The following is a 12,822-nucleotide window of genomic DNA, read 5'->3' as shown; positions in this document are numbered from 1 at the left end:
GCTCTTAACCCTGTCGGGTCAGTTCAAACTGCATGGCCCGGTAGTCGCCGCCCACATGGGGGAGCGGGATACCGCCGTACATCAGAACATCGCCCCGCACCGCATCCGCGCCGTTCACGGAATAGAGCGCATCCGGCAGAAGGTTGCGGGGATACACGGTAGCAAAGGCATCGTTGGAGCGGGCCATACCGGTGACCACCGTTACCAGGGCCGCGGAACCGTCCGGCGCGGTCTGCTGCCAGGCGGTAAAGGGGCCGGGGGCAAAGGGGTCGGTAAGCCGGTCATAGTCGCCGTACTGGATCAGATCATACAGATGCCGGAACCGGTCGATCTCCAGGCGCATCTGCTGACGCTCCGCCACGCTGAGGCTGCGGGGGTCCAGCTCATAGCCAAAGGTACCCGCCATCGCCACCGCCGCCCGGGTATCCAGCCCGGTTACACGGCCGGTCTGCTCGTTGGGAACCGCCGACACATGGGAGCCCACCACGCTGACCGGGTAGCAGAAGGAGGTGCCGTACTGGATCAGCAGGCGATCCATGGCGTCGGTGTTGTCGCTGGCCCAGATCTGCGGGGTGTAATAGAGCATGCCGCAGTCAAACCGGCCGCCGCCGCCGCAGCAGCCCTCCAGCAGGATATGCGGGAAGTCCTTGCGGAACTGCTCCAGCATGGCGTACACACCCAGCACAAACCGGTGGTAGACCTCGCCCTGCCGCTCGGCAGGCAGCGCAGCCGACAGCACGTCGGTCAGGCTGCGGTTCATGTCCCACTTCACATAGGTAATGTTGGCGCTGGAAAGCACTTTTTTGATCTGAGCATACACATACTGCCAGACCTCGGTGCGGGAGAAATCCAGCACCAGCTGGCTGCGGCCGCGGGTAGCCGGACGGCCGGGAATGCGCAGCGCCCAATTGGGATGCTCGGCAAACAGCCGGCTGTCCTCGCTGACCATCTCCGGCTCGATCCACAGGCCGAAGTCCAGGCCCAGTTCATTGACGGCGTGTACCAGCGGCGCCAGACCGCCGGGCAGCTTCTGTTCGTTGACGAACCAGTCGCCCAGGCCGCCCCGGTCGTCGTTCCGGGTGCCGAACCAGCCGTCGTCCATCACCAGCAGTTCCACGCCGGTTTCGGCGGCACAGCGGGCGATTTCCAGCAGCTTTTCCGAGTCAAAATCAAAGTAGGCCGCTTCCCAGGTATTCAGCAGCACCGGACGGCGCCGGTGTGCCCACTCGCCCCGGCACAGATTGTCCCGGATGGCCCGGTGGAACTGATGGGTCATGCCGGAAAAGCCTTCCCGGGAGAAGATCATGACGGCTTCCGGTGCGGTAAAGGTTTCGCCGGGGGCCAGGGTAAAGCGGAACTGCCAGGGTGAAATGCCCAGGGTCATGCGGGCAGTGTCAAACTGGGTGCGCTCCACCGCCGCCTCAAAGTTGCCGCTGTATACCAGCGCAGCGCCCAGGCACCAGCCGTGGGTCTCCCCTGCGTCGGGGGCGCAAAACATGATAAAGTTGTTGTGCTGATGGCTGGTCGCCCCCCGGGTGGAACTGACCATCTGGATGCCGGGAGCCAGGCGGCGCCGGTGAGGATGACGTTCCCCGGTATGGCGGCCGTCAAAGGTGATCAGGTCCAGATCGCCCTGGTGCAGATCCAGACACAGGCTCATTACCCGGGTCAGGGCCACCGGTTTATCCCCCGCGTTTTCAATGCGGACAGCCCGTGTAATCATATCACGGGATTCAATCACGCCATAGTAGAGCACCGCCCGCAGACCGGTAACCGGGTCTTCCAGGGTAATTTCCAGCGTCTGTGCATCCTCTTCCTTTGCAAAAAAGGCAGGCAGGCCCGGAAGGGCGTATTTGCCCGGCCGGATTACATGGCTCTGATACCGCAGATCCGCCGCACGGCTGCCGTCGGCGTTTTCCACCTCCAGCACCGGAATGCGGAAGTCCCCCACTCCGCTGGAGGGATACTCCTGCGGCTGGGTATCCAGCGAAAAGGTACGGGTATGCCCCTCACTGTTGGGATTGGGCGAAAAGCCACGGTCCGCCTGGCGCAGGCGATAGGCAAAGCTGCCGCCGCCCACGCGGGGGCCATAATAAGTATGCAGTAAATATCCGCTGGGGTCAACCATGAATTGATAGCTGCTGGAGCGGGTATGCAGGGTAAACAGATGGTTTTCGGCTTGGTATCCGATCATAGGTTTGTCCTCGTTTGAAATATGTTTCACTATACGGCAAGGCAGCCCCGGCCTGTACGGCACGAGGCTGCCCGCCTGAAAGAGAGCATGAGGCGAGCGAACGTTTTACTTGCCGCCTGTCATGGAGATGCCTTCCACGAACTGCTTCTGGAAGATCAGGTACAGGATGAGCATGGGAATCATAGCCAGCAGGCTGCCCGCCATCAGTACCGGGTAGTTGGTGGTGAACTGGCCTTTCAGGGTGGCCAGGCCGGAAGACAGGGTCATCATGGTGATGTCGGTGTTGACGACCAGAGGCCACATCAGGTCTGCGTAGGCAAACACGGCGGTGAACACGGTAAGCGCCGCCACCGAAGTGCCGGTCAGAGGCGCCATGACCCGGGTAAAGGTCTGCCACTGGTTGCAGCCATCCAGATAGGCGGCTTCGCCGATCTCATCGGGAATGCCCATGTAGCTCTGGCGCAGGAAGAAGGTGCCGAAAGCGCTGACCAGGCCCGGGAACACCAGCGCGAAGATGCTGTTGGTCAGGCTGAACTTGGCCAGCATCTGGTACTGCGGAATGGTGAAGATCTGGCTGGGCATCATCATCTGGATCAGAATCAGGCTGAACAGCAGATTCTTGAACCGGAAGTTCAGTTTGGCGAAGGCGTAGCCCGCCATGGAGCTGAACACCACCGCGCACAGAACGCGGAAGAAGATCAGCAGAATGGTGTTGATGTACAGATTGACGAAGGGCAGACTGGTGATGGCGTAGGTGAAGTTTTCCAACACTACCTTGGCCGGGAAGATGGTGGGCGGGACCTGCATGCTTTCCGCCAGGGTCTTCAGGCTGGTAAGGATCATCCACACAAAGGGGAAGATCATCACGATCGATCCGGCGATCAGGAACAGATAGGTGAGGATCTTGCCGATCAGCATGGAGCGCCGCAGCGATTGTTCATTTTTCATCGGAGCCCCTCCTTACACATCGTAGTTGACCCACTTCTTCTGGCCGATGAACTGGATGATGGTCACCAGGCCGATAAGCAGGATGGTCCACATACAGATAGCCGCCGCGTAGCCCTTGTTGCCCGCCACGAACGCTTCGCGGTAGAACAGGTACATCAGGCTCTGCACGTCCGGCAGAACCGGGTTGGAGGTGTCGATCATCATGTAGATCAGGTCGTACACCTTCAGGGAGGCCATCATTCGCATGATCAGGGTAACGAACAGAGTGGGCGAGATCATGGGCAGCGTGATGCTGAAGAACTGCCGGATCTTGCTGGCGCCGTCGATGTCGGCGGCTTCGTAGTAGGTGCGGCTGATGTTCTGCAGGCCGCTCAGCAGCAGCACCGCATCGTAGCCGACCGCGCTCCAGATTGCCACAATCGCGCAGGCGATCAGCGCCGTGGAGGGATCGGTCAGCCAGTTGATCTGCTTGCCCAGAATGGTGTTGATAATACCGTACTGGCCATTGAACATCCAGCGCCAGACCATGGCCACCGCCGCAGGGGCCACGACCATCGGCAGGAAGTAGATGGCGCGGAATCCGGATTTGAACCGGACCTTGGCGTTCAGCAGCAGGGCCACCAGCAGGGCCACTGCCATACCCACGGGAACAGTCAGTACACAGAACCAGATGGTGTTCCAGGTAGCTTTCCAGAACTCGGGGGTGCTGAACATGGTAATGTAGTTTTCAATGCCGTTGAAGGTGGATTTGCCAAAGGTCTGCGTTTTGGAGAAGCTCAGCCGGATGGTATCCAGCAGCGGGTAGTAGTTGAGCACCAGCAGACCCAGAATGGTGGGCGCGATCATCAGGTAAGCCCAACGCTGTTCCCGCTTCTCCGCCTGCGTCAGTTTTTGCTTCATGATACGATCTCCTCTCCAGGCATCCGCCGCAGAGCGCGGCCCCTAAGAGCCGCGCTCCCCTGCCGCGGGGCAAAAGGCTTTATCAGCCCGCCGCCTCGGCAATAGCGTCGTTGATGATGGTGTTCATGTTGGCCAGGCCGGTATCGATGTCCACCGTGCCGCCGTAGATCTTGAGCAGTTCATCGGTGATCTTGCTCTTCCAGTTGGGACGGGACTTGTCGTTGACCGACTGCACGCTGTAGTCGAACATCTCGATGAAGGCTTTCACGTTCAGGTCGTAGTCGAACTGATCGAAAGCGGAGACCCAGGTGTCTTCCAGGCCGATGTAGGCCGGGATGGCGGCGCCGCTCTCACCCTGGATGCGCTGGCCTTCTTCGCTGCCCAGGAAGCGCAGGAAGTCCAGAACGGTTTCATTGTTCTGGTTGCTGGCGCTGGTGGCGTAGCACAGACCGTTGGAGATGGTGGCGCGGCCGTCGCCGCTGGCGGGGTTCGGGCAGGCGGGCAGAACAGCCACGTCCCATTTGCCCTGCATGTCGGGGTAGTTCTTCATTTCGCTCATGATGTTCCAGTCACCTTCCAGGAACATAGCGCCCTGGCCGGAGAAGAAGGCGTTGCCGGGAGCGGTCTCTGCGAAGTAGACCTGATCGGGGCACCACTCGTTGTCCTGCAGGCCGATGTAGAACTTCATAGCCTCGATGGTGGCGGGCTGGTCAAAACCGGCAGCGGTCTTGTCCTCGTTCAGGATGTAGCCGCCGTTCTGGTACACGAAGTTCCAGTAACCCAGCTGATCGTCGGCGTAGGCCATGTAGCCGTACTTGCCGGTAGCCTCGTAGATAGCGGCGCTGGCGCTTACCAGGTCATCCCAGGTCCAGGTGCTGTCGGGGTAGGCCACGCCGGCGGCGTCGAACATTTCCTTGTTGTACACCAGACCAACGGTATCCTTATCCTTGGGCACGCCGTAAATCTTGCCGTCGCTGCCCTGCGCGTTGGACAGGGACACTTCAGAATAATGAGTGGTGTAGAAGTTGGGATCCTCTTCGTCATACAGGCCGCTCAGGTCAGCCAGCATGCCGTTGTCAGCGTACTGCAGGATGTAGTTGGTGTGCATCCAGAACACATCCGGCAGGGTGTTGGAGGTAGCGGCGGCTTCCAGCTTGGTCCAGTACTCGTCCCAGCTGGTAACCTGGATTTCCACGGTCACATCGGGGTTGATCTCGTGATAGGCATCCGCCAGAGCCTGCATACCGTCGCGCTGGGCGGTATCCCAGATCTGCATGGTGATGGTTCCGTCGCTGCTCTTGGAGCCGCAACCGGTAAAGCTGAGTGCCAGCGCTGCGACCAATACCAGCGCCAGAATGCTTGCAATCTTTCTCATGTGGATTTGCTCTCCTTTCAAACTTTGCGAACCGTTTTCCGCAGCGGCCGTCTGCGGTTTTCGTTGATTATATGGTATGGCGATTTGCGTCCTGGGTAAATGGCGGTGTGCAGTATAAAACATGTATTTTTGCAGCTTCCGTCGCATTTCGGACAGGTCAGGTTGCATTTGGACTATTGCGCCCGTTTTTCTTCTTGTTTGTCGGTTCTTTCTGTGCAAAACGTCAACATTTTTCTGGCTTGAGCAGGCGTTTGGCCGATATTCACAAAAAGAATATGTCTTTTTTGTGAATATCGTTTCATTCCCATGGGATAATGCAACTTTTTCCCCATGCGAACAACACGATCAGACAATTCTTTTTTGGGTAGCAAAAAGCACGACACGCAATGCGTGCCGTGCTTTTGTGTAAGGGCAATCAGGTATTGGGATTGTTTTTGAGCACCACGTCGTGGCTGCCGCCCTCCACAATGCTGGTAGAGGACACCACGGTCAGACGGGCCTTTTCCTGCAGCTCCGGAATGGTAAGAGCACCGCAGTTGCACATGGTGCTGCGCACCTTGTACAGGGTGGTGTTCACGCCGTCGGCCAGGGAACCGGCGTAGGGCACATAGCTGTCCACGCCTTCCTCAAAGCTCAGCTTGGCGGCGCCGCCCAGGTCGTACCGCTGCCAGTTGCGGGCGCGGTTGGAGCCTTCGCCCCAGTACTCCTTCATATAGCTGCCGTTGATCCGCACCTTGTTGGTGGGGCTTTCGTCAAAGCGGGCAAAATAGCGGCCCAGCATAACGAAATCCGCGCCCATGGCCAGAGCCAGGGTGATGTGATAGTCGTGCACAATGCCGCCGTCGGAGCAGATGGGCACATAGATGCCGGTCTCGGCAAAATACTCGTCCCGGGCCTTGGCAACCTCGATCACAGCGGTAGCCTGGCCGCGGCCGATACCCTTGGTCTCGCGGGTGATACAGATGGAACCGCCGCCGATGCCGATCTTGACAAAGTCAGCGCCAGCCTCCGCCAGGAAGCGGAAGCCTTCCCGGTCCACCACGTTGCCGGCGCCCACCTTGACGGTGTCGCCGTACTTCTCCCGGATCCAGGCCAGGGTCTGGGCCTGCCAGGCAGAGAAACCTTCCGAAGAGTCAATGCAGAGCACGTCCACACCGGCTTCCACCAGAGCGGGAACACGCTGCGCGTAGTCACGGGTGTTGATGCCCGCGCCCACCACGTAGCTCTTGCCGGCGTCCAGCAGCTCGTTGACGTTTTCTTTGTGGCTGTCGTAGTCCTTACGGAACACCATGTACTTCAGATGGCCCTCGGCGTCGATCAGGGGCAGGCTGTTGATCTTGTTGTCCCAGATGATGTCGTTGGCTTCCTTCAGGGTGGTGGTGTCCGGCGCGGTGACCAGCTTGTCCAGCGGGGTCATAAAGCTGCTGACGCACACATCGGTGGACATGCGGCTTACACGGTAGTCGCGGCTGGCCACGATGCCCAGCAGCTTGCCGTGCGGGGTGCCGTCGTCGGTAATCGCCACGGTGGAATGGCCGGTCTTCTGCTTCAGGGCCAGCACATCGGCCAGGGTGGCGTCCGGGCTCAGGTTGGAATCACTGGTGACAAAACCGCGCTTGTAGCTCTTGACATGAGCCACCATGGCGGCCTCGTCCTCGATGCTCTGGGAGCCGTAAATAAAGGAGATGCCGCCCTGACGGGCCAGCGCAATGGCCAGCTTTTCGCCGGAGACAGACTGCATGATGGCGCTGACCATCGGAATGTTCATGGTAAGGGGGCAGTCCTCCTGGCCTTTGCGGTACTTGACCAGCGGGGTCTTGAGGCTGACCGCATCGGGGATACACTTCTCCGAAGAATAGCCGGGAACCAGCAGGTATTCGCCAAAGGTACGGGAGGGCTCTTCAAAATAATACGCCATATTCTTTCTCCTTTGCTTTTTGTCCAATTCCGCGCGAAGAACAGAAAACGGCACGGAGAGCATAGTTTTCCGGGCCGCGCGGCAGCGTCTTATATTTGTACGAGTATATCACATTTCGCCGGGAAATGCAAAATGCGGGCGGCACAAACTTTTTCCCTGCCAGAGAGCAAAAGCATACATTTCGCCCGGCAAAGAGCCGAACAGTCATACTTTACAGCGGCTTTTGCTTTTGCCCTTCAGCGTGGTACAATATACAGACCGAAAGGCTGCGGCATGCTTGCTTTCTGCCCAGCCGCTTTGCTCGCTTCCGGGCACTGTCAGGCAAAAAGATTTTTCACCGCAGGCCCGGCTGCCAAACACAAAAACCCCCGCCGGAGGGACGGCGGGGGTTTTTGCGCAAAGAGAGATCGGCGAGACGCCTGTGAAACCGTGTGCTTGAAAACCGCAGGGGGTGCGGCAGGAGGAGGAGCACACCAGACGCCTCAGAACACATGAAAAAGGTTGTAACTTTCTTGCAATTAAATTGTAACCGTTTTGATACTCTTTGTCAATAGGTTATTTCAAAAAAGTTACAAAAATCAAAAAAACGGTCCCTTGCCGGGCAGATTTGCCGGGCAAGGGACCACTTTTTCTGTTTCGGATCGGGCGGCGATCAGCCCAGCCACAGCTGTACATCAAAGCAGGGCTTGTTTTGCCGCCAGCCGGTGATGCGCCAGCTGCCGTCCTCCATGCGGGCGCGGGTCAACGGTGCGCTTTGCCCCAGGGGGATTTCCTTGTGGTAGTGGATGGTCATGCGGCGGACCGCGGCATTCTGCCACTCCTCCACCGGGATCACATCACAGGCCACATCGGCATAACGGGTGTTGTTCACATGCCCGTTCATATCGCACTGGGTATAGCGGGCCAGCACTTCTCCGGCCGGTTCCATGTCCTGCGGCCGGGCGGGCAGGCCTACCTCCAGCTGACGATCCACCTGTACGGGCCAGTCCAGTTCCATTTCGGGCGGGGCTTTGCGCAGAATATGGCGGCTTTCGGTATCCACCAGAACCCAGCGGCTGTCCACACAGGCAACCTCCTCCCCTGCCTCGTCATAAACCAGGGTGATCCGCTTATAGGTGGCCCGCTGGGGCGCTTCGGGCAGGGTAACAAAGCGCAGCGTTTCGTCCACATGGGGCACACGGTAGAATTCCAGCGTCTGGCGCACCAGCAGAAAAGCGGTGTGGGTGCGGGCGTACACCTCATCGGTCAGGCCCATGGCGTTGCAATGGTCGGTAGCCACCTGCTGGGCAAAGCGAAGCAGCGCACCGGGCAGCATCCGCCCCTGGAAATCCGCCTCATGACGGAACAGAAAAAACGACCGGGTAAAATTGGGGATAAAATCCATCTTCCAAGCACTCCTTTCCGATGGGCAGCGCCGCAGAATCAGTATTCGTCGCGGCGGCGGCGCACACTGCGCCGCCAGGCGATCCAGGCTACCGCCAGCACCGCCAGACCCAGCAGGGTAGGGATGGATTCGCCGCTGTCTTCGCTGTAGCTTTTCATGCTGCTCCAGGCCTTGTCCATGGCGGCATTCACCTCGTCCGGCAGCACCTCAAAGGTCTCGGTGTTGGCCAGCACACTCTCGTCAGGATAGGCAATGGGGCTGTATTTGATCTCGTCGTCCAGGCGCTCCCACACCGTATCCAGCGGGGTGGAATAGCCCAGATATTCAATATTGGCCAGGCCCACATCCGGCTCACAGAGATAGTTGATGAAGATCTCCGCCGCCTCTTTGTCGGCACAGCCCTTGGGGATGCAGATAGCGTCCACAAACCGGTTGGTTCCCTCTTGGGGAATCACAAAGCCCAGATCCGGATTTTCATCCATCATGGTCAGGGCATCGCCGGCGTAATAGGGGGCAAAGGCAGCCTCGCCGCCCTCCATTTTGTCAAAGATCTCGTCCATTACATAGGCCTGCACCAGCGGTTTCTGGGCCTTGAGTTCCTGGGCGATCTGCTCCACCTCTTCCACATTGGCGGGATTCAGACTCATGCCCAGCCGCCGCGCTGCAATGGCAAAGGCGTCCCGGCTGTTGTTGAACATCAGGATCTGGCCGGAATAGGCCTGATCCCACAAAGCATCCCAGCTGTCCGGCTCCCCTTCCACCATGGTGGTGTTGTAGACAAGCCCCACCAGGCCCCAGGTATAGGGCACCGAGTAGGCATCGTCCGGGTCATAGCTCAGGCCCCGATAGGCGTCGCCCACATCGGCCGCGTTGGGAATGTTGGCAAAATCCAGCGGTTCCAGCATGTCCTCGGCAATCATCTTGCCCACCATGTAGTCGCTGGGGAAGATCACATCGTACCGGGCACCGCCGCTTTTCAGCTTGGCGTAGAGGCTTTCGTTGGTATCAAAGGTGGTGTAGTTCAGCTTGATACCGGTGAGGGTCTCAAAAGCGCTGAGCACATCCACGCTGCCGTCGGTGCCGTCGGAAATATACTGGCCCCAGTTGTAGACGTTCAGGGTAATGTTCTGGTCAGCCAGACGGTCCCAGTCGTAATCCGCGGATACCGAAATATCCTCCGTGACCGGGAGGGTATTCTCCCCCGCCGCGAAAGCGGAAAGCGGCAGGCAGAACGCTGCCAGCACCGCGGCCAGCACAGCCGCAAATCGTTTGCTCATACTTCCTCCTTCTTCGCCGCCTTGTACCGGGCGCGGCGGCTGTCCGCCAGGTTGGAGATCAGGATGATGGCCAGAATCACCAGGAACATGATGGTGGACAGGGCGTTGATCTCCGGGCTGACCTTTTTGCGGGTCATGCTGTAGATGGCGATGGGCAGCGTTTGCAGCGTGCCGCAGGTAAAGTAGGAAATGATGAAATCGTCAATGGAATAGGTCAGGCTGATCAGAAAGGCCGAGAAGATGGCCGGGGCCAGTTCCGGCAGCACCACCTTGAAGAATGCCTGCCGGTGGTTGCAGCCCAAATCCAGCGCAGCCTCGTACAGGCGCACATCCATCTGGCGCAGTTTGGGGGCCACGTTGAAGATCACGTAGGGCAGGCAGAACGAGATATGGGCGATCAGCAGACTGGGGAAGCCGATCACATCCTCCGGGAAAAAGCGCAGGAACGCCGGGGCGTTCTGGTTCCACCAGGCGGCAGCGCCGCTCCAGGCCACAAACAGCAGCATCAGGGAGACGCCGGTGATGATCTCCGGATTGACCACCGGAATATAGCTGACGTTGTTGATGATCAGGCGGCTTTTGCGCCCCATGCCGCTGATACCGATGGCCGCCATGGTGCCCACCACCGTGGCGATCACCGCGCTGATCAGCGCCAGCGCCAGACTCAGGCCCAGGGCGCTGAGGATCATGTCGTTGTGGAACAGGCTCTCGTACCATTTCAGGGTAAAACCGGTGAAGTTGCTGCGGCTTTTGCTTTCGTTAAAGCTGTAGACCATCAGCACCACGATGGGCAGATAAAAGAAGCTGAACAGTAAGACCAGATAGGCGCGCATCAGCGCGCTGCCATGCCGTTTGCCCATCATACCACCCCCTCAATGCCGTCCTCGCCGCCGGAGGTGTTGGTGACCCCCATGCAGAGCAGCACGATCACCATAAGCACCAGGCTCATGGCGCTGCCGAGGTTATAGTTGTAGCTGTTGCCCAGGAACTGCAGTTCGATCAGATCGCCCACCAGCATATTGCCGCCGCCGCCCAGCATCCGGCTGATAATAAAGGTGGACACGCTGGGCACAAACACCATGGTGATGCCGGTGGAGATACCGGGCATGGACATGGGGATCAGCACCCGGGTAAGGATCTTGCGGGTGTTGGCGCCCAGATCCTGCGCGGCTTCGATCTCGGAATTGTCGATCTTGACCATGATGGTATAGAGCGGCAGGATCATATAGGGCAGGTAGTTGTAGACCATGCCCAGCACCACCGCGCCGGAGGTGTTGATCATGGGGAAATAGGTGATGCCGGTAGGCAGCGAACAGCCAAACAGGCCGTTGAGCGCGGCGTTGATCCCGTTGACCAGGTCAAACAAGTGCATCGCGCCGAACAGCCGGTTGAGCAGGCCGTTGTTTTCCAGCAGGGTCATCCAGGCGTAGGTGCGCAGCAGAAAGTTCATCCACATGGGCAGCATCACCAGCATCAGCATGATGCGCTGGTGGTTGGCCCGCAGGCGGCTGAGCCACCAGGCGGCCGGAAACGCCAGCACCAGACAGATGACGGTGGCGCGGGCGGCCAGCAGCAGGCTGCGCAGGAAAACCGGCGCGTATTCCCCGATCTGGCGCAGATTGTCCAGGGTGAACTGCCCGGCTTTGTCGATAAAGGCAAAATAGGCCACAATCAGCAGCGGCACGGCGATGAAGATCACCATCCATACCACATACGGATAGGCCAGACGTGTATCTCGGCGCATGGCTTATTCCTCCCGGGGCATGATGTGGATCTCGTCCGGCCCGATGCACATGCCGATCATCTCGCCGGGCTGGCTGGCGCGGGTGGAATGGATGATCCACTCGAAATCGCCCTGCTCCACATGCATTTCAAAGTGCACACCCTTGAAGATCACATCCCGCACCACGCCGGTGAGCTGGCCCTGAATGGCCGGCACCACCTGGATATCCTCCGGGCGCACCACCACCTGCACCAGCTGGTTGGGGGCAAAGCCCTTGTCCACGCAGGTGAATTCCCGGCCGGCAAACTCCACCAGGAAGTCCCGGTGCATGACGCCGTTGAGGATGTTGCTCTCGCCGATGAAGTCCGCCACAAAGGCGTTGGTGGGCTCGTTGTAGATATCCTCCGGGCTGCCGATCTGCTGGATCAGGCCGCCGTTCATGACCACCACCGTGTCGGACATGGTAAGGGCTTCCTCCTGGTCGTGGGTCACGTAGATGAAGGTGATCTCCAGCGCCTGCTGCAGCCGCTTGAGTTCCAGCTGCATCTCCTTGCGCAGCTTGAGGTCCAGCGCGCCCAGCGGCTCGTCCAGCAGCAGGACGCGGGGCCGGTTGATCAGGCCGCGGGCAATGGCCACCCGCTGCTGCTGACCGCCGGACAGGGTGGTAACGCGGCGGCGCTCGAACCCTTTAAGGCCCACTACCTCCAGCATCTGCAGCACCTGGCTTCGGATGGCCTTTTCGTCCCGGCTTTTCAGGCGCAGGCCGAACGCCACGTTCTCGAACACATTCAGGTGCGGGAACAGGGCGTATTTCTGGAACACCGTATTCACATGGCGCTTATAGGGGGGCAGGTTGGTGATATCCTGCCCGTCGAACAGCACGCGGCCGCTTTTAGGCTGCACAAACCCGCCGATCACCCGCAGCGTTGTGGTTTTGCCGCAGCCGGACGGCCCCAGAAAGGTGACAAATTCCTTGTCGTGAATATCCAGCGAGAGACCGGTAAGCACCGGTTCCCCGTCAAAATCCACCACGATATCCTGTAAGGAAACAACAACCGGATGTTCCATTCTGCACACGCCCCCAGAACCGGGCCGTTTTGTGC

The 12,822-nt window shown here is 59.3% G+C and carries 10 protein-coding genes; all 10 read right to left on the bottom strand.

Features of this window, described 5'->3' with window-relative positions:
* Window positions 1–4: 4 nt before the first annotated feature.
* Window positions 5–2,194, bottom strand: coding sequence for an alpha-galactosidase (locus tag B5E65_RS01015; RefSeq protein ID WP_087169916.1), 2,190 nt, complete (start codon window positions 2,192–2,194; stop codon window positions 5–7).
* A 105-nt stretch (window positions 2,195–2,299) separates the two neighbouring features.
* Window positions 2,300–3,142, bottom strand: a complete 843-nt coding sequence (locus B5E65_RS01010) for a carbohydrate ABC transporter permease (protein WP_087169915.1) — start codon at window positions 3,140–3,142, stop codon at window positions 2,300–2,302.
* Window positions 3,143–3,154: 12 nt separating this feature from the next.
* Window positions 3,155–4,042 (bottom strand): carbohydrate ABC transporter permease, encoded by an 888-nt coding sequence (locus B5E65_RS01005; RefSeq protein ID WP_087169914.1) that lies wholly within the window; start codon window positions 4,040–4,042, stop codon window positions 3,155–3,157.
* 82 nt (window positions 4,043–4,124) lie between these two features.
* The gene (locus B5E65_RS01000) at window positions 4,125–5,417 is read right to left on the bottom strand and encodes an ABC transporter substrate-binding protein (protein WP_087169913.1); all 1,293 of its coding nucleotides are present in this window, start codon (window positions 5,415–5,417) and stop codon (window positions 4,125–4,127) included.
* Between the two features lie 415 nt (window positions 5,418–5,832).
* Window positions 5,833–7,335 carry an IMP dehydrogenase gene (locus B5E65_RS00995; protein WP_087169912.1) on the bottom strand — a complete coding sequence of 501 codons (1,503 nt, stop codon included), beginning with the start codon at window positions 7,333–7,335 and terminating at the stop codon, window positions 5,833–5,835.
* A 652-nt stretch (window positions 7,336–7,987) separates the two neighbouring features.
* Window positions 7,988–8,719 carry an acyl-[acyl-carrier-protein] thioesterase gene (locus tag B5E65_RS00990; RefSeq protein ID WP_087169911.1) on the bottom strand — a complete coding sequence of 244 codons (732 nt, stop codon included), beginning with the start codon at window positions 8,717–8,719 and terminating at the stop codon, window positions 7,988–7,990.
* 38 nt (window positions 8,720–8,757) lie between these two features.
* Window positions 8,758–9,996, bottom strand: a complete 1,239-nt coding sequence (locus tag B5E65_RS00985) for an ABC transporter substrate-binding protein (RefSeq protein ID WP_087169910.1) — start codon at window positions 9,994–9,996, stop codon at window positions 8,758–8,760.
* A complete protein-coding gene (locus B5E65_RS00980) occupies window positions 9,993–10,856 on the bottom strand; it encodes an ABC transporter permease (protein WP_087169909.1) in 864 nt (287 codons plus the stop codon). The genes B5E65_RS00985 and B5E65_RS00980 overlap by 4 nt, the downstream gene beginning before the upstream one ends.
* A complete protein-coding gene (locus B5E65_RS00975; RefSeq protein WP_087169908.1) occupies window positions 10,856–11,740 on the bottom strand; it encodes an ABC transporter permease in 885 nt (294 codons plus the stop codon). Before B5E65_RS00975 ends, B5E65_RS00980 begins: the two co-directional genes overlap by 1 nt.
* A 3-nt stretch (window positions 11,741–11,743) precedes the next feature.
* On the bottom strand, window positions 11,744–12,787 hold the full coding sequence (locus tag B5E65_RS00970) for an ABC transporter ATP-binding protein (protein WP_087169907.1): 1,044 nt from the start codon (window positions 12,785–12,787) through the stop codon (window positions 11,744–11,746).
* Window positions 12,788–12,822 lie beyond the last annotated feature (35 nt).

Source organism: Gemmiger sp. An120 (assembly GCF_002160955.1).
Classification (GTDB): domain Bacteria; phylum Bacillota; class Clostridia; order Oscillospirales; family Ruminococcaceae; genus Gemmiger_A; species Gemmiger_A avium.
This window is presented reverse-complemented; position numbering and strand designations above follow the sequence as displayed.

Bases quoted from the DNA above. Each gene is read 5' to 3' on its own strand.
- B5E65_RS01015 (WP_087169916.1), bottom strand. From the start codon at position 2,194: ATGATCGGATACCAAGCCGAAAACCATCTGTTTACCCTGCATACCCGC.
- B5E65_RS01010 (WP_087169915.1), bottom strand. From the start codon at position 3,142: ATGAAAAATGAACAATCGCTGCGGCGCTCCATGCTGATCGGCAAGATC.
- B5E65_RS01005 (WP_087169914.1), bottom strand. From the start codon at position 4,042: ATGAAGCAAAAACTGACGCAGGCGGAGAAGCGGGAACAGCGTTGGGCT.
- B5E65_RS01000 (WP_087169913.1), bottom strand. From the start codon at position 5,417: ATGAGAAAGATTGCAAGCATTCTGGCGCTGGTATTGGTCGCAGCGCTG.
- B5E65_RS00995 (WP_087169912.1), bottom strand. From the start codon at position 7,335: ATGGCGTATTATTTTGAAGAGCCCTCCCGTACCTTTGGCGAATACCTG.
- B5E65_RS00990 (WP_087169911.1), bottom strand. From the start codon at position 8,719: ATGGATTTTATCCCCAATTTTACCCGGTCGTTTTTTCTGTTCCGTCAT.
- B5E65_RS00985 (WP_087169910.1), bottom strand. From the start codon at position 9,996: ATGAGCAAACGATTTGCGGCTGTGCTGGCCGCGGTGCTGGCAGCGTTC.
- B5E65_RS00980 (WP_087169909.1), bottom strand. From the start codon at position 10,856: ATGGGCAAACGGCATGGCAGCGCGCTGATGCGCGCCTATCTGGTCTTA.
- B5E65_RS00975 (WP_087169908.1), bottom strand. From the start codon at position 11,740: ATGCGCCGAGATACACGTCTGGCCTATCCGTATGTGGTATGGATGGTG.
- B5E65_RS00970 (WP_087169907.1), bottom strand. From the start codon at position 12,787: ATGGAACATCCGGTTGTTGTTTCCTTACAGGATATCGTGGTGGATTTT.